At 62.3% G+C, this 23,279-nt stretch carries 23 protein-coding genes; 2 read left to right on the top strand and 21 right to left on the bottom strand.

Going from position 1 to position 23,279, the window contains the following annotated elements; genetic code table 11:
• Positions 1-34: 34 nt before the first annotated feature.
• The 9 genes from ACE04I_RS05365 to ACE04I_RS05325 form a co-directional block, all read right to left on the bottom strand.
• Entirely contained in the window at positions 35-379 is a 345-nt protein-coding gene (locus tag ACE04I_RS05365; protein ID WP_046792500.1) for an RcnB family protein, read from the bottom strand.
• Between the two features lie 290 nt (positions 380-669).
• Positions 670-1,719, bottom strand: a complete 1,050-nt coding sequence (mgrA, locus tag ACE04I_RS05360; protein WP_046792501.1) for an L-glyceraldehyde 3-phosphate reductase — start codon at positions 1,717-1,719, stop codon at positions 670-672.
• 68 nt (positions 1,720-1,787) lie between these two features.
• Positions 1,788-2,921 carry a Gfo/Idh/MocA family protein gene (locus ACE04I_RS05355; protein ID WP_046792502.1) on the bottom strand — a complete coding sequence of 378 codons (1,134 nt, stop codon included), beginning with the start codon at positions 2,919-2,921 and terminating at the stop codon, positions 1,788-1,790.
• 24 nt (positions 2,922-2,945) lie between these two features.
• A complete protein-coding gene (locus ACE04I_RS05350; protein ID WP_046792503.1) occupies positions 2,946-3,707 on the bottom strand; it encodes a sugar phosphate isomerase/epimerase family protein in 762 nt (253 codons plus the stop codon).
• Positions 3,708-3,735: 28 nt separating this feature from the next.
• Positions 3,736-6,180 (bottom strand): beta-mannosidase, encoded by a 2,445-nt coding sequence (locus tag ACE04I_RS05345; RefSeq protein ID WP_487206715.1) that lies wholly within the window; start codon positions 6,178-6,180, stop codon positions 3,736-3,738.
• A gap of 229 nt (positions 6,181-6,409) precedes the next feature.
• Complete coding sequence (locus ACE04I_RS05340) at positions 6,410-7,516, bottom strand: ABC transporter ATP-binding protein (protein WP_046792505.1); 1,107 nt, start codon at positions 7,514-7,516, stop codon at positions 6,410-6,412.
• Between the two features lie 5 nt (positions 7,517-7,521).
• Positions 7,522-8,466, bottom strand: coding sequence for a carbohydrate ABC transporter permease (locus ACE04I_RS05335; protein WP_046792506.1), 945 nt, complete (start codon positions 8,464-8,466; stop codon positions 7,522-7,524).
• The gene (locus ACE04I_RS05330; protein ID WP_046792507.1) at positions 8,459-9,361 is read right to left on the bottom strand and encodes a carbohydrate ABC transporter permease; all 903 of its coding nucleotides are present in this window, start codon (positions 9,359-9,361) and stop codon (positions 8,459-8,461) included. The genes ACE04I_RS05335 and ACE04I_RS05330 overlap by 8 nt, the downstream gene beginning before the upstream one ends.
• A 141-nt stretch (positions 9,362-9,502) precedes the next feature.
• On the bottom strand, positions 9,503-10,738 hold the full coding sequence (locus ACE04I_RS05325) for an ABC transporter substrate-binding protein (RefSeq protein WP_046792508.1): 1,236 nt from the start codon (positions 10,736-10,738) through the stop codon (positions 9,503-9,505).
• 415 nt (positions 10,739-11,153) lie between these two features.
• Between ACE04I_RS05325 and ACE04I_RS05320 the strand changes: the two genes are divergently transcribed.
• Positions 11,154-12,206, top strand: coding sequence for a LacI family transcriptional regulator (locus ACE04I_RS05320; protein WP_046792509.1), 1,053 nt, complete (start codon positions 11,154-11,156; stop codon positions 12,204-12,206).
• Between the two features lie 90 nt (positions 12,207-12,296).
• Here the strand turns inward: ACE04I_RS05320 and rpsD are convergent, their stop codons facing one another.
• Entirely contained in the window at positions 12,297-12,914 is a 618-nt protein-coding gene (gene rpsD / locus ACE04I_RS05315; RefSeq protein ID WP_046792510.1) for a 30S ribosomal protein S4, read from the bottom strand.
• A 335-nt stretch (positions 12,915-13,249) separates the two neighbouring features.
• On the opposite strand from rpsD, the gene ACE04I_RS05310 reads away from it, so the two are divergent.
• Positions 13,250-14,227 carry a TerC family protein gene (locus tag ACE04I_RS05310; RefSeq protein ID WP_046792511.1) on the top strand — a complete coding sequence of 326 codons (978 nt, stop codon included), beginning with the start codon at positions 13,250-13,252 and terminating at the stop codon, positions 14,225-14,227.
• Positions 14,228-14,266: 39 nt separating this feature from the next.
• Here ACE04I_RS05310 and ACE04I_RS05305 read toward each other — a convergent pair whose 3' ends face one another.
• The 11 genes from ACE04I_RS05305 to ACE04I_RS05255 all read right to left on the bottom strand — a co-directional run bounded on the left by ACE04I_RS05305 (position 14,267) and on the right by ACE04I_RS05255 (position 23,249).
• Complete coding sequence (locus tag ACE04I_RS05305) at positions 14,267-15,784, bottom strand: helicase HerA domain-containing protein (protein WP_046792512.1); 1,518 nt, start codon at positions 15,782-15,784, stop codon at positions 14,267-14,269.
• Positions 15,785-15,904: 120 nt separating this feature from the next.
• The gene (locus ACE04I_RS05300; RefSeq protein WP_046792513.1) at positions 15,905-16,312 is read right to left on the bottom strand and encodes a VOC family protein; all 408 of its coding nucleotides are present in this window, start codon (positions 16,310-16,312) and stop codon (positions 15,905-15,907) included.
• Positions 16,313-16,323: 11 nt separating this feature from the next.
• Complete coding sequence (locus tag ACE04I_RS05295; protein ID WP_046792514.1) at positions 16,324-16,956, bottom strand: LysE family translocator; 633 nt, start codon at positions 16,954-16,956, stop codon at positions 16,324-16,326.
• A gap of 12 nt (positions 16,957-16,968) precedes the next feature.
• Positions 16,969-17,340, bottom strand: a complete 372-nt coding sequence (locus tag ACE04I_RS05290; protein WP_046792515.1) for a GFA family protein — start codon at positions 17,338-17,340, stop codon at positions 16,969-16,971.
• 24 nt (positions 17,341-17,364) lie between these two features.
• Positions 17,365-18,000 carry a LysE family translocator gene (locus ACE04I_RS05285; RefSeq protein ID WP_046792516.1) on the bottom strand — a complete coding sequence of 212 codons (636 nt, stop codon included), beginning with the start codon at positions 17,998-18,000 and terminating at the stop codon, positions 17,365-17,367.
• A 68-nt stretch (positions 18,001-18,068) separates the two neighbouring features.
• A complete protein-coding gene (locus tag ACE04I_RS05280) occupies positions 18,069-18,356 on the bottom strand; it encodes a HigA family addiction module antitoxin (RefSeq protein WP_046792517.1) in 288 nt (95 codons plus the stop codon).
• A 72-nt stretch (positions 18,357-18,428) separates the two neighbouring features.
• Entirely contained in the window at positions 18,429-18,878 is a 450-nt protein-coding gene (locus ACE04I_RS05275) for a GNAT family N-acetyltransferase (RefSeq protein ID WP_046792518.1), read from the bottom strand.
• Between the two features lie 48 nt (positions 18,879-18,926).
• Positions 18,927-19,193, bottom strand: a complete 267-nt coding sequence (locus ACE04I_RS05270) for a DUF1127 domain-containing protein (RefSeq protein ID WP_046792519.1) — start codon at positions 19,191-19,193, stop codon at positions 18,927-18,929.
• 383 nt (positions 19,194-19,576) lie between these two features.
• Entirely contained in the window at positions 19,577-20,374 is a 798-nt protein-coding gene (gene murI, locus ACE04I_RS05265) for a glutamate racemase (protein ID WP_046792520.1), read from the bottom strand.
• Positions 20,361-21,185 (bottom strand): RNA methyltransferase, encoded by an 825-nt coding sequence (locus ACE04I_RS05260; protein ID WP_046792521.1) that lies wholly within the window; start codon positions 21,183-21,185, stop codon positions 20,361-20,363. The genes murI and ACE04I_RS05260 overlap by 14 nt, the downstream gene beginning before the upstream one ends.
• A gap of 78 nt (positions 21,186-21,263) precedes the next feature.
• The gene (locus ACE04I_RS05255) at positions 21,264-23,249 is read right to left on the bottom strand and encodes an FUSC family protein (RefSeq protein ID WP_046792522.1); all 1,986 of its coding nucleotides are present in this window, start codon (positions 23,247-23,249) and stop codon (positions 21,264-21,266) included.
• Between the last annotated feature and the right edge of the window lie 30 nt (positions 23,250-23,279).

Here is a 23,279-nt window from a genome sequence, read left to right as displayed (position 1 = left end):
GGGCAAAGCCCTCTCCGCCCGCAGGCCAATCCCATTACCGGCCAGCGATAATGCTGGCGATGACGCCCGACGTGATGCCGACAAGCAGGAAGTCGTTATCGGCCCTGACCCAGCGATAGCCGCGCGGAGGCGCCGACAGGCGATAGCGGCGATAATCGCGGATTTCGGCCATGCGGCGGCGCTCGGCGGCCGTCATGCGGTGACCCTTGCTCCAGCGATGCTTCCTGACGACCTTCTTCTCGATGGTAACCGAGCGTTCGACATGCCGGCCGCGATCGCGGTCACGACCGTGGTCGCGGTAACGTTCCTGTGCCTGGGCCTCGGCCAGCGGAGCGGCCAGAACGGTGGCGGTGAGCAATACGGCGAAGAGCTTTTTCATGGGGCGATTCCTCTTTTGAACACGCCCCGAAACTATGGTCGAATTGGTGAACCGGAACTGAACGGTTCGATTACATTTTCGTAATGAAATTAATCCGTTTCAGCGGGTTTTTCGTGTGGCTCGCATAGTCGAACCGATGTGGATCAAGCCCCTCATCCGGCTGCCGCCACCTTCTCCCCGTCCTGACGGGGAGAAGGGATTCGTGGCACCGTCAGTGCTCCAGCCTCCTTCTCCCCGTGAACGGGGAGAAGGTCCCGGCAGGGGGATGAGCGGCCCCTAAATTTTGAGCTTCAATGCTTGCGTTCAGGCCCCTTGCGCTCGGCGGAAGCGGCCCAGAGATTGATATCGGCCTCCTTGGCGTGGACGTCGATCTTCGCAAGCTCCTCGGTCGTGAAATCGGACCTCTCCAGAGCCTTGACGCAATCCTCCACCTGTTCGGGCCGGCTGGCGCCGATCAGCGCGGTCGTGACGCGGCCGCCGCGCAGGACCCAGGCGATCGCCATCTGCGCCAGCGTCTGGCCGCGGCTTTCGGCAATCGCGTTCAAGGCGCGGAGGTTTTCGACATTCTTCTCGTTCAGGAACTCGGAGCGCAGCGACTTGCCCTGCGCGGCGCGGCTATCTTCCGGAACGCCGGAGAGATATTTCGAAGTCAGCATGCCCTGCGCCAGCGGCGAGAAGACGATCGAGCCGATGCCGAGATCGTCGAGCGCATCGAGAAGCCCGTCCTCCTCGACCCAGCGGTTGATCATCGAATAGCTCGGCTGGTGGATGAGGATCGGCGTGCCGAGCTCCTTGAGGATCGCGGCAGCCTCCCGCGTGCGCTTCGAATTGTAGGAGGAGATGCCGATATAGAGCGCCTTGCCCGAGCGCACGATGTGATCCAGCGCGCCGCAGGTCTCCTCCAGCGGCGTATCGGAATCGAAGCGGTGCGAATAGAAGATATCGACGTAATCGAGGCCGAGCCGCTTCAGGCTCTGATCGCAGGAGGAGATCACATATTTGCGGCTGCCCCACTCGCCATAGGGACCCGGCCACATGTTGTAGCCCGCCTTGGAGGAGATGATGAGCTCATCCCGGTAGCCGGCGAAATCGTTGCGCAGGATTTCGCCGAAGGCGATTTCGGCGCTGCCGGGCGGGGGGCCGTAATTGTTGGCGAGATCGAAATGGGTGATCCCGAGATCGAAGGCTTTCCGGACGATCGCCTGCTTGCGCTCGTGGGGCGTATCGCCGCCGAAATTGTGCCAGAGCCCGAGCGAGATCGCCGGCAGCTTGAGGCCGGAGCGGCCGCAGCGGTTATACTTCATCGTCTCATAGCGGTTTGCCGCCGGTTGCCAGCTCATGGACCTCTCCCTTCAATGAAAAACGCGCGGGCGAGGAGCCCGCGCGGGGACAATATCGCCTCGACCGTTTACTTCAAGAGCGCAAGCGCTTCCTCGATGCCGAGGGCGGCGGGCTGGGTGCAGGTGGTCGAAAGCTCGATGAAGCGATGCTCCTCGCCCGATTTCAAGATCGAGGTCATGACATCGACGCCGTGCAGGGCCCGATCGAGCGAGCAGCGGGCATCGCGGCCCTCGATGATCGCCACCGCCATGTCGGCAAGGCCGGCCGTGCGGTAGTTGGCGCGCGGCCCCTGCGGGCTTTCCTGGTTGAACTTGCCGAAGGGATGATCCCAAGGCTCCAGCGGCTGGATATCCTTGTTGCGGCCGCTCGCTTCCACCACGCCGCCGAAGAAGTTCGGGTCCGGCACGAAGAGCGAGCCGTCGGTGCCGTAGAGCTCCATATTGGCATGGCGATGCGACCAGACATCCCAGCTCGCGGAGAGCGTGACGGTGGCGCCGTTTGCAAATTCCAGGAGAGCATGGATATCGGTCGGGGTCTCGACCGGTATCTCCTGGCCCTTCAAGGGCTCGCTGGTGATGGTGCGGGTCTTGCGCGCCATGGAGGTGAGCGCCCCCACCCGCTTCACCGGGCCGATCAGGTTGACGAGATTGGCGATGTAATACGGCCCGAGATCGAGGATCGGCCCGCCGCCTTCGAGGAAGAAGAAGCCGGGATTGGGGTGCCACATCTCCATGCCGGGGCTCATCACATGGCAGGTGCCGGAGGTGATGCGCCCGACGCCGCCCTGATCGATATAGTTGCGGGCGAGCTGGTGCGCGCCGCCGAGGAAGGTATCCGGCGCGCAGCCGACGGACAGCCCCTTTTCCTTCGCGAGCTTCTGCAGCGCCTTGCCCTCTTCGAGCGTGACGGTGAGCGGCTTTTCCGAATAGACATGCTTTCCGGCCTCCAGGATCGCCCTGGAGACGGAGAAATGGGCCGCCGGTATCGTCAGGTTGACGATCAGATCGATCTCGTCATTGGCGAGAAGCTCGTCGATCGTCTGGGCCTTGACCCCGTATTCCTGGGCTCGCAGCTCGGCCGCCTCGCGGTTGAGGTCGGCGCAGGCGAGCACCTTGAGCCCCTTGAAGAGCGGCGAGAGCGCGAAATAGGTGGTGGAAATGTTGCCGCATCCGATGATGCCGACGCCTAGTTCCCTTGGCATGGAAGACTCCGGAATTTCTTGAGATCAATAGGACTTGAAGGAAGCGATGGAGCGGGTGACGAGCCGATCGAGATCGTTCGGGTTGTCGTGTTCGAGGACGTAGTGCCGGGCCGACATCCTTGCGAGCGCGCCCATCAGATCCTTCCACGGCACGGTGCCATGGCCAAGATCGGCCCAGCCGTCCTCATCCTTGTTCTCGCCGGCGGGCGCGATGTCCTTCACATGCACCGCCGTGATGCGGCTGCCGTAGCGCTCGATCCAGGCGAAGGGATCGGCATTGCCGCGGATGATCCAGGCGATATCCGCCTCCCAGGAGAGATCGGGGCCGCCGGCAAGGATCTGCTCCTGCGGCGTCGAACCATCCTCGAGTTTCTGGAATTCGAAATCGTGATTGTGCCAGCCGAACGTGTAGCCGGCATCCTGATAACGCTTGCCGGCTTCCTGCAACCGCTTGCCGAAATCGAACCAGCCCTTGGCGCCGCTCGGCCGCTGGTCGGGCAAGAGATAGGGGCAATAGATCGCCTCGATGCCGAGCGTCTTGGCGACGAGGAGCGCCTGGGCCGGTTCCTTTTCGAGCATGTCCAGGCCGAAATGGCCGGTCGGCATGGTGAGCCCGTTGCGGTCGAGTTCGGCCTTCAGCGATTTCAGCGAAGCTTCGTCCAGCGTGGCGTAGATACCGCCATAGCCTTCCACCTGCTTGTAGCCGTTCCGCGCCAGAAGCGGCAGCACATCGGAAAGCGGGGGAAAATTGCGGGCGCTGTAAAGTTGAAAACCAAGGGTCGTCATCATCATTCTCCTTCGGGCAAAAGAAAACTCAACCTGCCGACTGGCAGGAATAAAGGTCGTAGATGCGGAACTGCGGCGACGCTCCGTCCGGAGCGGCGGGTGTGGCGACGGGTGTAAACGTGATGCGGCGGCTCTCGCCGGCGGCAAGATCGAAGGCGTTGTCGGAATAGCGGCCGGCCGTAGCGCTCTCGAGCATCACGAAGAGCGCCAGGCCCTTCGCCTGGACCAGAAGGTCGAGGGCTCCGTCACCGGTCGGTGATACGGAGAATTCGAGCCCCGGCGGTTCGAGATCCAATGCCTTATAGGTGCTGGCCACATAATGTCCCTCCCCGCCCATGCCGTTCGAGGCAGTGAAGCCCCAGGCGAGAATGCAATCGGCCGGAATTTCATCCGCCGCAATCGCCAGAGCCGTCACCGCCGCATCCGGGGAACAGACCGCCTCGACGCTCTTGAGCGGACGCCGCTCGCCAGACAGGGTGAGGACGGAAAGGTTGATGGTGACCGTCACGTCGGCGAGGGTATCGTTGACCAGCGACAGGCGGATTTCCCGGCCGTCCTCCGAGGGGATCGCGGCCACCGCGACCGGCTGGTAGAAGCGCCGCGCCATGTAGTGCAGCACCTTCCAGCTTCCGCCGTAATCGAGGCTCGACCAGGAGGCGACCGGCCATGTGTCGTTGAGCTGCCAATAGAGCGTGCCCATGCAATGGGGTTTGAGCGACCGCCAGAACTCCACCGCCGTCTTGATGGCGACGCCCTGCTGCACCTGGCTCAGATAGACGAAATTGGAAAAATCCCTCGGGAAGCGGAAATTGCGGAACATGGTGCCGGCGATGCGCTCGTTGCCGCCGGCATTCTTCTGGTGATGCTCCATCACCGGCGAGGCGATGTTCATGTCCTTGCGGTCCGCATAAGTCTCGATCACCGGCAGCGAGGTGTAGGACTGGAAGCCGAATTCCGAGCAGAAGCGGGGCTTGACCGAGCGGTAATTGTCGAACGGCTTGTTCTCGTGCCAGACGGACCAGTAATGCATGTCGCCGGAGCCATCCGCATGCCAGGCATCGCCATAGTCGAGATAGCCGGAAGCGGGGCTCGACGGCCACCAGATGGCATCGGGAGCTGCCTTCGCGAGAGCCTGTTCGATCACCCGGTTGAGGCGGTCGTAGGACACGAGATAGCGGTCGCGGTTCGCCCGCGACTCCTCGAACCAGTTGAGCGCGCCGACCAGTTCGTTGTCGCCGCACCAGACAACGATCGAGGGATGCGAGACGAGCCTGCGGGCCTGGTAATCCACTTCCGCCGCGACGTTTTCGAGGAAATCCGGCGTCGATGGGTAGAGGTTGCAGGCAAACTGGAAATCCTGCCAGATCATGAGGCCGAGCCGGTCGCAGAGATCGTAGAACCAATCCGCCTCGTAGAAACCGCCGCCCCAGACGCGAATCATGTTCATGTTGGCATCGACTGCCGAGCGGAGCAGGTCTTCGGTCTTTTCGCGGCTGGTCAGCGAGAAGAGCGCATCGGCCGGAATCCAGTTGGCGCCGCGGCAGAATATCTCGCGGCCGTTGATGCGGAAGGCGAAGCGGCTGCCCGCCTCGTCGGGATCGGTCAGAAGCTCGACGGTGCGGAGACCAATCTGCCGGGTGACCGTCTCGCCCGGAATTTCGACCGAGAGTCGGTAAAGCCTCTGCTCGCCGCTGCCCGCCGGCCACCAGAGTTCCGGGTTTTCGATATCGAAGACGTGGCGGATGACCGTTTCGCCCGCCTCGATGCCGCAGTCGAGCCGCACCCGCTCGCCGTCGAGATCGAAATGCAGCGGGACGATGCCCGGATCGCGGGCATGGAGCGTCACCGCCACATGCAGTTCGGCCCTGCCTCCGACATGTCTCTGACTGGTGACGACGTGCTCGATCCGCGCCGTTTCGAGCCTCTTCAGCGCGATCGCGCGATAGAGGCCGAGCGGTGCGATGGCGATATTCCAGTCCCAGCCGAAATGGCATTGCGGCTTTCGCAGCATGTTGCCGTTCGGGATCGGCGAATTGGCCGTCGAATACGGGATGTAGAAGGGCTGGCGCGCCTGCCGTTCCGCCCCTTCCGCGATGCTGGAGCGGAAGAGAATGCGGATAACGTTCTCGCCGGATTTCAGCGCCTTCGAGACATCCGGCCGGTAGCGGCGGAAGCAATTGTCCGCCTCCAGAACCGAGTGACCGTTGACGAAAACCGTCGCCACCGTATCGAGATCGGTAATGTCGAGATACCAGGCGCCATCCGCATCATCGAGCGTGAAGCGGCGCTCGATCACCCAATCCCGATGAGCAACCCATTGCACGTCGTTTTCGTTGCGCCCGACATAGGGATCGGGAATGACGCCCGCCGTTTTCAGCGCGCTGTGTACATCGCCGGGGATAGGCATCTCGGTGCGATGCTGGCCGTCAGCCGACGCGAGCTCCCATGTGCCGGAAAGGTCGAGAATTGTCATGAAGCCTGTCCGGAACCGTTATTTCTTTCGGACGCTACCCCCCTCTGGCCTGCCGGCCATCTCCCCCTCAAGGGGGGAGATTGGATAGATGCGCGCTCACCATTCCCCATCACACGCGCCGCATGCCGGGCCGGCAGTTGTGACGCGCTGCTCATGCCGCTTGTAATCTCCCCCCTTGAGGGGGAGATGGCCGGCAGGCCAGAGGGGGGTATTTCACGCATGAAGAGCATCAAATCCGGTCCTCGGTCTCAGCATCGAAGAGAGAGGCGAGCGACATGTCGAAGCTCAGCTCCACCTTGCTGCCGACCGCATAGCGCCGCGCGCCGCCGATGCGGACGGAGAGCGTATGGCCGGCATGCTTGAGCCAGAGCAGGTTGTCGGCGCCCATCGGCTCCTCGATATCGACCACCGCCTCATGCGTTTCGCCGCCCGTCTTGCCGTCGACGGTGATGTGTTCCGGGCGCACGCCGAGCACGACCTTGCGCCCTGCCCTCAAGGGTTCGGCTGCATCGTAGCGGTCGAGCGAGAAATTGACGCCATGGGTGCGGAACACGACGCGACCGCCCTCCTCCGCCAGTTCGCCGCGCAGGAAGTTCATTGAGGGAGAGCCGATGAACCCGGCGACGAAGAGGTTTTTCGGCCGATTGTAGATATGGATCGGATCGTCGAGCTGCTGGATGACGCCGCTCTTCATGATGGCGATGCGATCGGCCAGCGTCAGCGCCTCGATCTGGTCGTGGGTGACGTATATCATGGTGTTCTTGAGCGACTGGTGCAGCCGCTTGATCTCGACGCGCAATTCCGAGCGCAGCTTGGCATCGAGGTTCGACAGCGGTTCGTCGAACAGGAAGACATCGACATCGCGCACCAGGGCACGGCCGATCGCAACGCGCTGGCGCTGGCCGCCGGAAAGTTCGGCCGGCTTGCGCTTCAACAGCGGGCCGATCTGCAGGATTTCAGCGGCGCGCGCGACCCGCTTGTCGATCTCCTCTTTCGGCACCTTGGCGACCCGCAGCCCGAAGGAAAGGTTCTTCTCCACCGTCATCTGCGGATAGAGCGCATAGGACTGGAAGACCATGCCGATGCCGCGATCCTTCGGCTCCTCCCAGGTGACGTTCTTCTCCTTGATGAAGATCTGTCCGTCGGTCGGCTCCAGAAGGCCGGCGATGCAATTGAGCAGCGTGGACTTGCCGCAGCCGGACGAGCCGAGCAGCACGAGGAACTCGCCGTCGCGGATATCGAGGTCGAGGTTCTGCAGCACGCTCACCGCACCGAAGGAGAGCGACAGGTCCCTGATGGAGACGCTGGGATTCGTGATTGAAACATTGGAGTTCATCAGGCTTACCCCTTGACTGCGCCGGCGGCGATGCCGCGGACGAAAAGACGGCCGGAAACGAAATAGACGATCAGGGGAACGGCGCCCGTCAGAAGCGTCGCGGCCATGTTGACGTTGTACTCCTTCACGCCCTGGACGGAGTTGACGATGTTGTTGAGCTGGACGGTCATCGGATAGGTGTCCGGCCGGGTGAAGACCACGCCGAAGAGGAAATCGTTCCAGATGCCGGTGACCTGCAGGATCATCGCGACCACGAAGATCGGCAGCGCCATGGGCAGCATGATCCGGAAATAGATCGACCAGAAACCCGCGCCGTCGATGCGCGCCGCCTTGAAGAGCTCCACCGGAAGCGAGGCGAAATAGTTGCGGAAGAGCAGCGTCAGGATCGGCATGCCGAAGATGGTATGGACGATGACGAGGCCGGTGAGCGTGCCGTAGACGCCGAGTTCCCTGAGCACGATGACGACCGGATAGATCATCACCTGATAGGGAATGAAGGCGCCGATGATGAGGATCGAGAAGAAGAGTTCCGATCCTTTGAAGCGCCAGTTGGCAAGCGAATAGCCGCTGACCGAAGCGACCGCGATGGACACCACCACGGAGGGCACGAGGATGCGCACGGAATTCCAGAAGCCGCGTGAGAGGCCATCGCAATTGAGGCCCGTGCAGGCCTCGGCCCAGGCCTTGACCCAGGGCTCGAAGGTGATCTCCATCGGCGGGGAGAAGATGTTGCCCATGCGGATTTCCGGCATGCCTTTGAGCGAGGTCACGACCATCACGTAAAGCGGCAGCAGGTAATAAAGGGCGGCGACGAAGAGCGTGCCGTAGAGCATGATGTTGCGGGGCGAGAGCGCCCGCCGGGGACGCCGCCCGCGCGGTCCTGACGCGACCCTGTCTGCGACGGCATCGAAGCCGGCGGCGGTGCGGTTGAGGGTGCCGATATCAGCCACGCTTGCGTCCTCCGAATTCGAGATAGGCCCAGGGGATGATGATGATGGCGACGGTCAGCAGCATCATCGTGGAGGCGGCGAAGCCCTGGCCGAGGTTCTGAGCCTGGAACATGTAATCGTAGACGTATTTCGCCGGGACTTCGGAGGCATTGCCGGGGCCGCCGCTCGTCTGCGCGACGACGAGATCGTAAACCTTGACGATGCCGCTCGCGATGATGACCAGCGTGGTGACGAAGACCGGCCGCATCATGGGAATGACGACGAAGAGATAGGTCCGCCACATCGGAATGCCGTCGACCCGCGCCGCCTTCCAGATATCCTCGTCGATGCCGCGCAAGCCGGCGAGCATGAGGCACATTACCAGTCCGGTTCCCTGCCAGAGCGCAGCGATCAGGATGCCGTAGATGACGATCTGCGGATTGTAGAGCGGGTCGAAGCTGAAACTCGTCCAGCCAAGCGAACGCACCACGGATTGCACGCCGAATTCCGGATTGAGCACCCATTGCCAGACAAGGCCGGTGACGATGAAGGAAAGCGCGAAAGGATAGAGAAAAATGGTGCGGAAGGTGTTTTCGAAACGGATCTTCTGATCCATCAGGGCCGCCAGCATGAAACCGATGACCAGGCTGAAGATCAGCGAGAGAATGCCGTAGATCGCCAGGTTCTGGATCGAGATGATCCAACGGGACGAGGCCCAAAGGCGCTCATACTGCTCGATGCCGACGAAGGACAGGCGCGGCAGGAGCCGCGAATTGGTGAAGGAGTAGAACACCGTCCAGATCGTGCCGCCGAGGAAGATCACGGTGGCGACCAGGATCATCGGAATGGAGGCGATCTTCGAATTGAGATTGCGGAACAGATGGTTCGGCCGTCCGGCCGCTGCCTGTTTGACCATGCCTGGCCATCCTCCGTTTGAGCAAAATAAACCGGTATGGGAGCCGGCCACTGCCGGATTCCTCAAGGTTCAAAACCGTGCCGATATTCCGCCGGCTGCGGGACAGCCGCCATGAAGACGACCGCCCCGCGCCGGGAGAAATCAATCGGCCGAGGCGATGATATCCACGAAGCGCTTCTGCGCGTCTTCCGGGGTTATGGAGGTGCTGGCGAAGAACTCCGACATCAGGTCCTCCTTCTGCTTCTGCGTATCCTGCGACAGAAGCTGATCCGTGCTGATCAGCACGGAGCCCTTGGCGAGGATATCGATGCCCTTCTTCATGCAATCGTTCGCGGCGGCGACATCGACGTCACCACGGACAGGCAGCGAGCCCTTCTTGAGATTGAAGGCGACCTGCACCTTGGGATCGACGATGGTCTCGGCCAGGATATCCTGCGCCTTTGACTTCTCTTCGTCCTCGATCAGCGGGAAATAGAAGGCGTCGCCGCCGGTCGCGAGATATTCGTTGAGGCCGAGGCCCGGCAGGCAGGAATAATCCGTCCCAGCCGTCTTTCCGGCGATCTGGAATTCGCCCTGCGCCCAGTCCCCCATGATCTGGCCGCCGGCCTTGCCGGTGATGACCATATTGGTCGCCTGGTTCCAATCCTGGACATTGCTGCCCTTGGCCATATCGCGGGCCTGGCTCGCGGCCTGGAAAATCTTCGCCATTTCCGGGCCGGCGGCAACTTCCGCATCCTTCTCCTGGTAGACCTTCTCGTAGATCTCCTTGCCGCCGATCGAGATGATCAGCGTATCGAAGAGGCCGTTCGCTTGCCAGGGCTGGCCGCCGAGCGCGAGCGGCTGGATGCCGGCCTCCTTGAGCTTGGGTGCGGCGGCGACGAACTCGTTCCAATCCTTCGGAACCGGCACGCCCGCCGTCTTGAAGGCGTCATTGGAAAGCCACAGCCATTGCCAGGAGTGGATATTGACCGGAGCGCAATAGATCTTGCCGTCGATGGTGCAGGAATCGAGCAGGCTCGCGGGACGGATGACTTCCTTCCACTTGCCCTTTTCCGCGACCTCCGTGAGATCGCGCATCAGGCCTTCCTGCACCAGTTCCTCGGCCTGGCGGCCGTGGTTGAACTGGGTGGCGCCCATCGGATCACCGCCGGTGATGCGGCTGATCATGATCGGCCGCGCCGTGCTGCCGGAGCCGGCGATCGCGCCGTCGATCCATTTATTGCCTGTCGCGTCGAATGCCTTGGCAAGCTCGCCGACCGCCGCCGCCTCGCCGCCCGATGTCCACCAATGGGTCACTTCCAGATCAGTCGCATTCGCAAGCCCGAAAGGCAGCGCGACGGTCGCGGCCAATGTGGCCGCCATGGCACGGATGTTCATGAGTGTCCTCCCTCACTGAAACGTTGCCGTAAAAAGCTATGTCAATCGCTCGCGGCAGGCAACCGTCTTTTCCGGAAAAATCTTTTGAAGGAGACAAATACAATCTGAAGATGTGCAATCCTTCTCCCGACACATACATCGTGCCCATGCAATATCGGGGGAAACAGCCTTCAATTTAACGAATTTACGCTTTGCAGGCGGATCAACGACCTCGCAGGCGCACAAAAACATCTCGCGGCTGCGTTGTACAACTTCCGGGATCGGCATTTCTGAAACGCTGCGAATTACCCCTCGACATTTTTCCTGTAACGTTTCAGTTTATTGCGTAAATCGAAGGATTTGGGAGGGAGCCCGGACGTTTCCAGGCAGCCAAAAGCGCACTATAGTGAAGGCCTGAATCGGGCGGCGACAGCATATGGATGACAGTGGAAGACGACGGACGGAGGGAGCGCAGGCCGCGCTTCGCGAACGCCCGACCTTGAAGACAATCGCCTTCATGACGGGGCTCGGCATCACCACCGTCTCGCGGGCGCTGAAGGATGCGCCGGATATCGGCGCCGAAACGAAGGAGCGGGTGCGGCTCGTCGCCAACCAGCTCGGCTATCAGCCCAACCGCGCCGGCGTGAGGCTCAGAACCGGCAAGACAAACGTCATCGCCCTGGTGCTGAGCTTCGAAGAGGAGCTGATGGGCTTCACCAGCCAGATGGTGCGCGGCATTTCCGAGGTGCTGGTGGGCACCCAGTATCACCTGGTGGTCACGCCGCATTCCTTCCAGAAGGACCCGATGGTGCCGGTGCGCTATATCCTCGATACGGGATCGGCGGACGGCGTCATCATCTCGCGCATCGAACCTGACGATGCGCGGGTGCGGCTGATGACGGAGCGGAACCTGCCCTTCGTCACCCATGGCCGGACCGACATGGGCATCGTCCACCCCTATCACGACCACGACAACGAGGCTTTCGCCTATCAGGCCGTCGAACGGCTCGTGAAAAAGGGAAGAAGGCGGATCGCCTTCCTGCCACCGCCCAACCGCCTCTCCTTCTATTTTCACAGCCGGGCGGGATTCGAGCGCGGGATAGCGGATTTCGGCGCGACCGAGGTGCCGATGGGGCGCGTCAATATCGAGATGCCGCTCGAGGAAATACGCGCCCATGGCGAGGCGATGATGCGCTCCGCCGATCCGCCGGAAGGCATCATTTCCATCAGTGGTTCTTCCACGATCGCGCTCGTGGCCGGTATCGAGGCCGCAGGGAAAAGGCTCGGCGTCGATGTCGACATGGTATCGAAGCAATCGGCGGAATTCCTGAACTGGATCCGGCCGGAAATCTACACGGTCAACGAGGACGTCCGCCAGGGCGGGCGCGAGCTCGCCAAGGCGCTTTTGGCGCGCATCGACGGCGTGGAACCGCAGCTTCTGCAAAGCATCAGCCCGCCTTCCTGGTCCTCGATGGCGCCAGGGGATTGAGCGTTTTTCACAAACCGCTTGCAGGGAACAAGGCAGATACAAAAATGGCCCCTTTCGGGGCCATTCTTTTTGCTGTTCGCTAAATCGCTATTAGCGCGAATAGAATTCGACAACCAGGTGCGGCTCCATGATGACCGCGTACGGTACGTCGGAGAGCGAGGGAACGCGAACAAAGGTCGCGACCATCTTGTTGTGATCGACTTCGATATAGTCCGGAACGTCACGCTCGGCGAGCTGGACGGCTTCCAGAACCGAAACGAGCTGCTTGGACTTCTGGCGGACTTCGATGACGTCGCCCGGCTTGCAGCGGTAGGAACCGATGTTAACGCGAACACCGTTCACGGTCACGTGGCCGTGGTTGATGAACTGACGCGATGCGAAAACGGTCGGCACGAACTTGGCGCGATAGACGATCGCGTCGAGGCGCGATTCCAGGAGGCCGATCAGGTTCTCCGAGGTGTCGCCCTTGCGGCGGTTGGCTTCGTCGTAGGTGGCGCGGAACTGCTTCTCGCGGATATCGCCGTAATAGCCCTTCAGCTTCTGCTTGGCGCGGAGCTGCACGCCGAAGTCGGAGAGCTTGCCCTTGCGGCGCTGGCCGTGCTGGCCGGGGCCGTATTCGCGGCGGTTGACCGGGGACTTCGGACGGCCCCAGATGTTTTCGCCCATACGGCGGTCAATTTTATACTTGGACGATTCGCGCTTGCTCATCGCATTTCCTTCTCAAACGGTTACACCGGCTTGTTGCCAAACCGGATCAAGGAAACACGCCCTCCTCTGAACCTCGATTTGAGAGGCTCTGACAGGTTTCTCACGAAAGCGATCGGAGACAACCACGGGACATGTCAAATGAAACACCGGGCGTTTCCACCCGGCGTTGGCGGGGTCTTTAGGCCGGCCGCATAAAAATGTCAACCGGGCTCTTGAAGCGGATGCCTGGAACAACGATCTAGCCGAGGTGGGATCCGGGCCCCTCTGGCGTATTCCGGACATGCGTGATGTCGGATTCCCCTTTAGAGCCAACCTCGTCCGGATAAGGTTGACTGATGGACTTCCTATTTTTGGATTTTCTCGGCACGCCCGCATGGATGTGGGCGCTCTTCCTCTCGCTCGTCCTCGGACTTCTCATTCTCGATCTTGGCGTCCTTCATAAGGAATCGAAGGAAATCGGCGTCAAGGAAAGCATGTGGATGTCTGCTTTCTATATCGCGATGGGCCTCGCCTTCGGCGGCTGGATCTGGTTCCAGTCCGGCCAGCAGCCCGCGATCGAATATCTCACCGGCTTCGTCGTTGAGAAAAGCCTGGCGATGGACAACATCTTCATCATCGCCATGATCTTCTCCTATTTCGCCATTCCCAGGCAGTACCAGCACCGCGTGCTGCTCTACGGCATCCTCGGCGTGATCGTGCTTCGCGGCATCATGATCGCGGGCGGTGCTGCGATCGTGGAAAACTTCCACTGGGTACTCTACCTGTTCGCGGCCTTCCTGCTCTTCACCGGCATCAAGATGCTGATCTCTTCCGACCATAGTGAGGAGGATATCGGCAACAACGCGGTGCTGAAATTCCTGCGCAGGCGATTGCCGGTAACGCAGGGCTTGCGTGGAGAGAGTTTCTTCGTGCGTGAAAAGGATGGGACCGGCCGACTCAAGACCTTCGTGACGCCGCTCTTCCTGGCGCTCATCATGGTGGAGCTGGCGGACCTCGTCTTCGCGGTCGATTCGATCCCCGCGATCTTCGCGATCACGACGGACCCGTTCCTGGTCTATACCTCGAACATCTTCGCGATACTCGGCCTGCGCGCGCTCTATTTCGCTCTCGCAGCCCTGATGCACCGCTTCGCCTATCTGAAATATTCGCTGGCGGCGGTGCTGATCTTCGTCGGCTCGAAAATCTTCGTGGCCGACATGCTGGGTATCGCAAAAATCCCGCCGTCTATCTCCCTCGGCGTTACGATCTCCATCCTGGCGGCCGGCATTCTCGGCTCGCTCTGGGCGACGCGCAAGGAGAACGAAGCGACCTGACATGAAATCGGCTCTCCCGTCCGCTACCAGGCGGGAGAGCTATTCCGCTGCCGCCCTCGCCTCGCCCTCGTCCGGCGCATCGGCATTGCCGGGCGCGGTCTCGGCTTGCAGATCCGGGAAAGCGACGATGCGCTTGCCGGAAAAATCCGCGTGCACCACGATCAGCCCCTGCTCCTCGAAATAACCGAGAAGACGACGCGCGCGACGCGCGGAGTGGGTGCCATAGGCGCGGGCGATGCGGGCATCTGACGGGCATTCCTCGCCGCCGATCGCGGCCTTCGCCATCATCAGGAACACGCCCTGGAGATCGTCCGAAACGCCGGAGGAAAGCGAAAGCGCGGTCGCCCAAGCCTCGCTGGCCGCCGTTTCCGCATCCACGCCCGAACGGGCCACCGCCACGCGGCGGCGGAACTCGGAGAGCGACAGCGGCGGACCGGGCAGACGGCGCATGCGGGCGCGCACGAGGAAATCCTGATAGAGAACGGAATCCGTGCGGTAGGCCGATTGCGGATCGTCGAGGATTTCCGAGAGCACGACCGACAGGCGCTCCTCCCGCTCTTCCGGCGAAAGCTCCGGCTGCGGAGCGCGTGCCTCCTGCGCGGTCGAGGACGCTGCGGCCGGAGTGGAGCGCGAGAGCTCCGCCAGGATATCCGTGGTCGGGCGCGGCTGCGGAGGGGCGCGGCGGACGATCGGCCGGGTAAACTCCTCCGGATCAGGCGTGAAGATCAGATCCTCGACATCCTGCGGCGCATCCGGCAGCGGCATCAGCTTGGGGCTCGACGAGCGCGCCGAGGTTTCCACCGCGCCGATGACGATCGGCAGCGGGCGGCGCGAGAGCGCCGGGCCGAGCGCGACAAAATTGCCGCGCTTCAGGTCGCGGAACATTTCCGCCTGGCGGCGGTCCATGCCGAGAAGATCGGCGGCGCGCGCCATGTCGATATCCAGAAAGGTGCGCCCCATCAGGAAGTTCGAGGCTTCCGCCGCAACGTTCTTGGCAAGCTTCGCCAGCCGCTGCGTGGCGATCACGCCCGCCAGTCCGCGCTTGCGGCCACGGCACATCAGGTTGGTCATCGCGCCGAGCGACATCTTTCTGGCGTCTTCGGAAACATCGCCGCCAACGGAGGGCGCGAACATCTGCGCCTCGTCCACCACGACCAGAACCGGATACCAGTAGTCACGATCGGCATCGAACATACCGTTCAGGAAGGCTGCGGCGGCGCGCATCTGCTCTTCGAGGTCGAGACCTTCGAGGGTGAGGACGCAGGAGACGCGATTCTTGCGGATGCGGTTGGCGATGCCTGCAAGTTCCGCCTCGGTGCGCTCGCCATCGACAACGACATGACCGTACTTATCGGACAGCGTGACGAAATCGCCTTCCGGATCGATCACCACCTGCTGCACCCATGGAGCCGATTGCTCCAGAAGACGGCGAAGCAGGTGCGACTTGCCGGAACCGGAATTTCCCTGCACGAGCAGACGCGTGGCCAGAAGCTCCTCGATATCGAGCTTGGCCGGAGCACCCCCGGTCACAGTTCCCATATCGATGCCGACCTGCAAAGCACTTCCCTCGTAAGCTGTCTCTTAGCGGTGACGCCAACGCGCGCCGCGACTCCGTCCCTCTAGCAGAGATCGGGATTCGTTTCGCCGGGCAAGAGCGAAAATGCACAGGCTTTGCGGCTACTCGAAATTGAGCTGCCAGGAAACGCCGAAGCGATCGTTGAGCCAGCAGAATTTCCGGCTGAAGCCGTAATTGCCGATCGGCATCAGAAACGCCCCGCCCTCTCCCAGGCGCAGGGCCAGCCGCTCCAGCTCCGCTTCCGTTGCGCATTCTACGAAGAAGGAAAAGGAGGGCGTGAACTCGAAGGCATGCTTGACCGGGCTATCGATGCAATCCACCTGCTGGCCGGCAAGCTCGAAGGTGGCGCGATACACGCTGCCTTCCGCGCCCATCTCGCCCGGCCCGTAGCGCTTGATATCGACGATCCGGCTTTCCGGCAGCACTGACGTATAGAAGGTGATCGCCTCCTCGCAGGCATTGCCTTGGAACATCAGGAACGGCCGCACGGATTTGACTGCTTTCGACATGACATCCTCCCTTACGTGGCGGCCCTTCGATAGAAAGCCAGCGATCCCGCGAGCATCAGGAGCGCACCGCCGCAGAACCGGTCGAGCCACAGCGCGCCCTTGTTCTTCAAGAGATGCACGGCTTTCGATCCGAGCATCGCATAGGCGAACATGACCGTGAAATCGATGATCGCGAAAACGACGGCGAGCATCGCATATTGCGGCAATTGCGGCTCGCCGGCCATGATGAACTGCGGCAGGAAGGCGGAGAAGAAGAGATAGCCCTTGGGATTGGTGACGGCGACCAGGAAGCTCTTGAGGAAGATCGACCTCGGCGAAGCCGAAAGCTTCGGCATTCCCTCGCCCTCAATATCGAGCGAGCCCTTGGAGCGGAGCAGCATCAGGCCGAGAAAGGCGAGATAGCCGGCACCGACCCATTTGACGACCGAAAACCAGAATTCGGATGCCGCCAGCAGGGCACCGAGGCCGACCGCAACGGCACCGATCAGCACGAAATCGGAAGCCATGGCGCCGGCCATGCCCGGAAGCGCGCGACGAACGCCGTAACGAGAGCCGTTGGTGAGTGCCAGAAGCACGGTCGGACCCGGCGTGGCGATGCCGATGAAGGATACGATGACGAATGCCAGCAGCGTCAGTTCGGTCATCGCTTACCCTCCCTACCAGAGATGCCGGCCGTCGATGACCGTGTGCGGCCATTCCTCGGCATCGAAATCGTCAAGCAGCCGGGCATTCACACCGATCCGGCGCGTCTTGCCGTCCCAGGTGCCATCCATCTGGAAATCCGGGCTGTCGCTATAGGTGCCGCAACCGCATGTGCCGCAGAAATGATGCGCCACCAGTTTCGAATTCCAGCGATAGACGCGATCGCTTGCCGGATCGGCCGTCACCCTCACCTGCTTCGGCTCGTAATAGGCATAGAGCGTGCCGCGCCTGGAGCAGAAGGTGCAGGTGCAGCGGGTGAGCGCCTGCGGCAGTTCGCCGGCGATCTCGAAAACGGTGTCGCCGCAATGGCATCGGCCTGTCAGCATCGGTTCCTCCTCCCGAACAGAGCTTTACGCGGCGGCCCTCTTGAAGCCGAGCGACAGAAGGCCCGCGCCGATCATCAGCGAACCGCCGGTGCGGTTGACGATCCTCTGGACCTTCGGCTTGCGGATCGTGTTGCGCGCCATGGCGGCGAGCAGGCCGTAAAGCGCAGCGTTCAGGGTCGCCAGCACCAGGAAGGTCACTTCGAACACCGCCATCTGGAAGAAGAGCGGCTTCGAAAGATCAAGGAACTGCGGCAGGAAGGCGACGAAGAAGACGATGCTCTTGGGGTTGAGCGCGGTGACCGCATAGGTGTGCAGGAAGATGCGGACGGGCCGTGCAGACGGCGCATCTTCCTCGATCACTTCCTGACGCTCCGAGACCGGGGCACGCCAGAGCTTGAGACCGAGATAGACGAGATAGGCCGCACCCACCCATTTCAGCACGGTGAAGAGCGTTGCCGATGTCGCCAGCAGCGCGCCGAGGCCGAGCATGGAGGCCGTCATCGCCGTGAAATCGCCGAGCGCCACGCCGGCAACGGTCGCAGAGGCCACCTTTCGGCCATGACTCAGCGCATAGGAAATGACGAGCAGGATCGTCGGGCCGGGAATGGCGAGCAGAACCGCGGAAGCGGCGACGAAGGCGAGCCAGTGTTCAAGCGACATGCGGAAACTCCTCCAGCAAACGGAGCGAGCAAGCCACCGAATTGCCGGCTTGGCAAGGGCTTAGAAAATTAAGCCGCTTCATCGTTCAGGGGACGAACGGGCGGCTGCTCGCGCTCTCTCGCCTGCGCCAGATCATAGTTCGTCTGCATGGACAACCATGCACGTGCCGTGCTGGCCCCTGCCCTTTCCAAGCGCAGGGCGAGATCAGGGCTGACGGCCGCATGGCCGTTCAGCACGCGAGATAGAGCAACACGCGAGATATTGAGGCGGTCAGCGGCATCCGTTACGGACAGGCCCAAAGGAACCAGCACATCTTCGCGGAGCAACTCACCGGGATGAGGAGGAGATTTCATCATAGCCAACGCTCCTTCCCGGGCTGGTCGCGACATTAAGCAAGCCATCGAATTGCCGGCTTGGCAAGGGGCGTTTCATTCCGATCTCATCCATCGATAGAGCACGTCAGGCTCCCGCTCCTCGTTGTCGGCACCGTCGGTTTCCCGGATGGACTGAAAGCCGTGGCGTTCATAGAAGCGGCGGGCAGCGAGATTGCGCTGAAAGGTCCAGAGAAAGAGCTGCGGATGGGCATTCCTCGCTACCTCCAGAAGCTTCGAACCAATTCCCTCGCCCTGCGCTCCCGGCAGAAGATAGAGCTGGTCGACCCAGTCCTTCCGAAAAGCAATAACACCGAGGAGGCCGCTTCCCTTCTCGGCACCCCATATTTCGCAGCTCGGGAAAAGATGATCGCTCCAATAGCGGCGGTCCTCCTCCGGCGTATGCAGGCCGGCGAGCCAAGGCAATCGCTCGTCAAAGGAAGCGCGGTGAACTCGGGCCGCAGCCGGCATTTCAGATTGGCGAAGCCTGCGAACGACTATGCTCATGATACCTCCGGCAGCAGCCCCGGCGGGTTACCGCCGGGGCCTAAAAGCTCAACTTAATTCCCGGCGCGCCCAGGAGACCAGAACCACTCCAAAGGGAAGCGATCCGTAACCTTCGCCTGGTGCATCCTCGCTCTCCGGAAGACCGATATCGCGGCGCATCCAGTTCGACAGGTGAGCTACCTGGTTTTCCGCCTGACGACGCCGCCGGACAGCCAGGATCAGCGCCCACACGGTTCTCCAGGCGCCGAATTTCCGGTAAAGTTCATCGACCGTTGCCGCAAGGGTGTCGGCAACCACTACTTGTGATTCACGCATGAGTTTCCGTCCCGGCGCCGTGCAGACAGCCAGGTCCTCTCGAAGTTCGAAAGACGTGCGGATGCGGACACAGAGGTGCGAACAATCGCTGCGTCAGCCGGTCACGTCAGATCAGATGGAAAGTGCCAAAACGGCGGAGAAACCTTGGCTTAGAAGCCTCGGATGCCAATTTGATATGGCATAAAGCTGCGATGAATCATCATCATGACAGCGGCTCCGCCGAAGAGGCATGCAAGCGCGATATTAGACATTTCACACCCCTCCTTCTTTGAATTGCGGGCAAGGACTCGTTTACACCAGATCCGCCGGCCGGCAAAGACCACAATTGCGAATTGCAAACATCGCGGGTAATTCGTTGCAATAAAGCAACACCCCGTTCGCCGTCACGCGATCCGCAGACCGAAGCCCTGCATCAGCCGACGCGTCGAAAAATCCGGCTTGCCGGAGGTGAAGACGGCGAAGTCGAAATCGTCGGGATGTTCCGCGCCATCGACCAGCGGCACCTTGCGGCGCGCCTGGCGGGCGATCGCCTCGGCCGGGTCCAGCCAATCGACCGGCCACGGAGCGAGCCTTCGGAAGACATTGGCGACGAAGGGATAGTGCGTACAGGCGAGCACGACGATATCCGTCCGCTTTCCGTCCATCTCCACGAAACACGGGGCGATCTCGGCCATCACCTCCTCATCCGCGATCGCTTCGCCGCGGATATAGGCTTCGGCCATGCGGGCGAGGTTCTGCGACCCGACCAGCCGTACATGGCATTGCGTCGCGAAGGACTGGATGAGGTCGCGGGTATAGGCGCGCTTCACCGTGCCGGGAGTGGCGAGGACGGATACGAGACCGGAGCGGGTGCGCTCGGCAGCGGGCTTGATGGCAGGAACCGTGCCGACGAAGGTCATGTGCGGGAAAGCGGAGCGCAGATCCGCGCCCGCCAGGGTGAATGCCGTGTTGCAGGCGATCACGCAGATTTCGGGATCGTGGTCCTCGAGCAGCTTTTCGAAGAGCGAGAGGATGCGTTCCTTGAGCGCAGGCTCCTCCCAGCCGCCATAGGGGAAGCCGGCATCGTCCGCGATATAGATGAAGCCACGCTCCGGCATCAGCACGCGGGCTTCACGCAGCACGGTCAGCCCGCCGATGCCGGAATCGAACATCAGGACGGGCTTCGTCTCACTCTTCGTCATTCCCCTTCGTCTCCCCCCGCTCGCCTGCGTTCGAACCTTGCTTCGGCCACTGCCGCGGGAAACGATCGAGCGAATTGATCACGCCCCTAAAGACGCTGATCTCCTGCTCGGAAAAGCCCCGCCGCGACAGCACGGCGCGCAGGTTGTCCACCATTTTCGGCTTTTTTTCAGCAGGGTGGAAATAACCGCGTGCATCCAAGGCTTCTTCGAGGTGTTCGAAGAGGCCGAACACCTGTTCCTTGGTGGAGGGGCGCTGCTCGACCGCCTGGAAAGGCGTGCGGCCGAGATCGTCCATGCCGGACTTCATCCATTCATAGGACATCAAGAGCACCGCCTGGGCGATATTGAGAGAGGCGAATGCCGGGTTCACCGGGAAGGTGACGATCTCATCGGCCAGCGCCACTTCCTCGTTGGTGAGGCCCCAGCGCTCGCGCCCGAAGAGCACGCCGGTCTTCTCCCCCGCCCCGAATTTCGCCCGCAAGGTCTCGGCAGCGACCACCGGGGAGCGCACCGGCTTGAACCCGTAGCGCTCCCGCGCGGTAGTGGCGTAGACGAAGTTAAGATCGCGGATCGCGTCCTCCAGCGTCTCGAACACCTGCGTGCCGTCGATCACATGGTCCGCCTTGGATGCCGCGGAGCGCGCCTTCTCGTTCGGCCAGCCGTCGCGCGGGTTGACCAGGCGCAGTTCCGCCAATCCGAAATTCGCCATGGCGCGGGCCACCATGCCGATGTTCTCGCCGAGCTGCGGTTCCACCAGGATGATCGCCGGTCCTTCCGCTATGAGTTCGCGCTCGCTGTTCGTGCCTGACATTGCCGTTTCCGTTCATAGAATTCTGCGCCCGCAATACCGGCGCGCGGCGAAATCGGCAAGACTTGGGTCGGGCCTGCATCAATCCGGATAGAGGCGGCCGAGCATTGTGCCGATCATTTCCACACCCACCCGCGATCCGTGCTTGAAGATCGGCAGGTGCCGGCCGGCGGCGCGTCCGGCCTTGCGCTTCACCAGAAAGCATTCCGAGCCGCGCGCCGCAATGGCGTCGATATCCCCAAGCGTCGCTTCAAGCGCGGCCAGCACCTCGCCTTCCGGCTTCTTCGCGGCCGCGACCGCGTTGCGGGCGAAGATACGGGCCCAGTAGGTCGCCCCCAGGAAGACCGCCAGCGTCTGGCGCACCCTGCCCGGCCGCGTCACCACCGACCAGGAGCTTCCAAGCGGGCGGGCTGCCGCCGTCACCTCGCGATAGGCGACATCGAGGCGGTGAGAAAGCTCGATCAACTCATAGCGTCCCTTGCCATCCCGAACCGCCGCGAGAAGTTCGCGAAGCCCGCCGAACCAGCGCTCCAGCGCCAGATCGAGCGTGGAGCGCGTCGGGGCGGGAAGAACCAGAAAGGCGGCCGCCGTTCCGGCGAGCGCACCGATTAGCGTTTCCTCGATGCGCAGCAGCAGGAGATCGAGCGTGAGCTGGCCGATGAGACCATAGATCAGGCAAAGCACGATGGAGATGAAGAAGGTCATCACCGCGTAGGAGACCTGCAGATAGTAGAAGCCGAGAAAGATGCAGACCGCCGCGAGCGGCACGCTGATCGCCGGATGACCGGCAAGCAGGGTGGCGAGCAGAAGGCCGCTTCCAATGCCGAGCAGCGTGCCGACGGAGCGCTGCACGGCGCGCATCGCCGCATCTCCGCGCGACTTGGTATTGGTGAAGATCAGGAAGGCGGTCAGCACGGCCCAGAACCAGCGGTCGCGGGAGAGCATCAAGCCGAAGACCATGGCGACGGCGGAGGCGACGGTGATCTGCACCGCGGCACGCATCACCGGGTTCTTCAGCGAGAAATCGGGGCTCGCGGACGCCTGCTCCCCCTCGTCGCTGCCGATCGAGCGGAACTGATCGCTCCGCGCCTCGGCGATCACCGCCGCAAGTGCGGAGCGCGCATCCCGCAGCCAGAGAAGTGCACGGGCGCTTTCGGCGATGCGCTCGTCGCCGTTCACCGCCGGACTTGCAGCGATTTTCTCGGCCATATCGCGCTCGCCTTCGATAAGCGCATGCACGAGCGCGAAAGGCGGCGGGGCCTCCAGCGACAGCACGATGGCGCTTTCGGCGGCGAGATGCGTGTCGAATATCTTCATGGCGAGCGCGGCGACCGGTTCTTCGGCCGAAGAGATCGCTTCGTCCGAAGGCCGCGGCAGAAAACCCTCGGCCATCAGAACCACGTCCTTCAGCCGCTCCTCGAGCTGCCGCAATTCATGACGATCCGCCTCGCTCGCAGATCCGGCGCCGGACAGAACCGCAAGCCGCATCAGGATATCGTCCACCCGCACCTGAATGGCCATCAGCGACCGGAGGAGATCTCGGCGCCAGTCGTCCGGCAGGAGGTAGGTGCGCACGGTATGGCCGACCACGAGCGCAAGCACCGGACCTATGGCGGCGATCGGCAGGTCGGCGAGCGCCGGCTTCAAAAACGCCCCCATGAAATAGGAGGTGAAGGCGAACATGCCGATCGCGAAGCCGCGCGGTCCATAGACGCGCGCCACGGTCGCCGCCAGAATGACGAACAGGAAGACGATATCGGAAACGTAGCGATGCGGCTCCAGGAGCGTCGCGACGGTCACGCAGGCAAGGCTCACGACGGTTCCGTAAAATCGCGTCGCGAGCTGGGCGGAGGCCTGCCGGTCCCGCACGGCCACTCCGCCCTCGATCGACAGGATGATGGCGAGACCGAAGGCGATCGGCGGCAGGGAAAGGCCGGCAAGATGGATGGCGGCCAGGCACAGGATCGAGCCCACGACCGTAAGGGTCACGCGCGCGCCCATTCTGAAGCGCGAAAGCGCCGGGTCGTTGGCAAGCAGCCAGTCGCGGAAGACAGCGGCGAACTTCATGCGCCATCCTTTGCCGGCGGCGGGTGCCAG

It is taken from the genome of Rhizobium moroccans (assembly GCF_057559155.1).
Note: the sequence above shows the minus strand (reverse complement) of the source record. Positions and strands in the feature narration are given on the sequence as shown.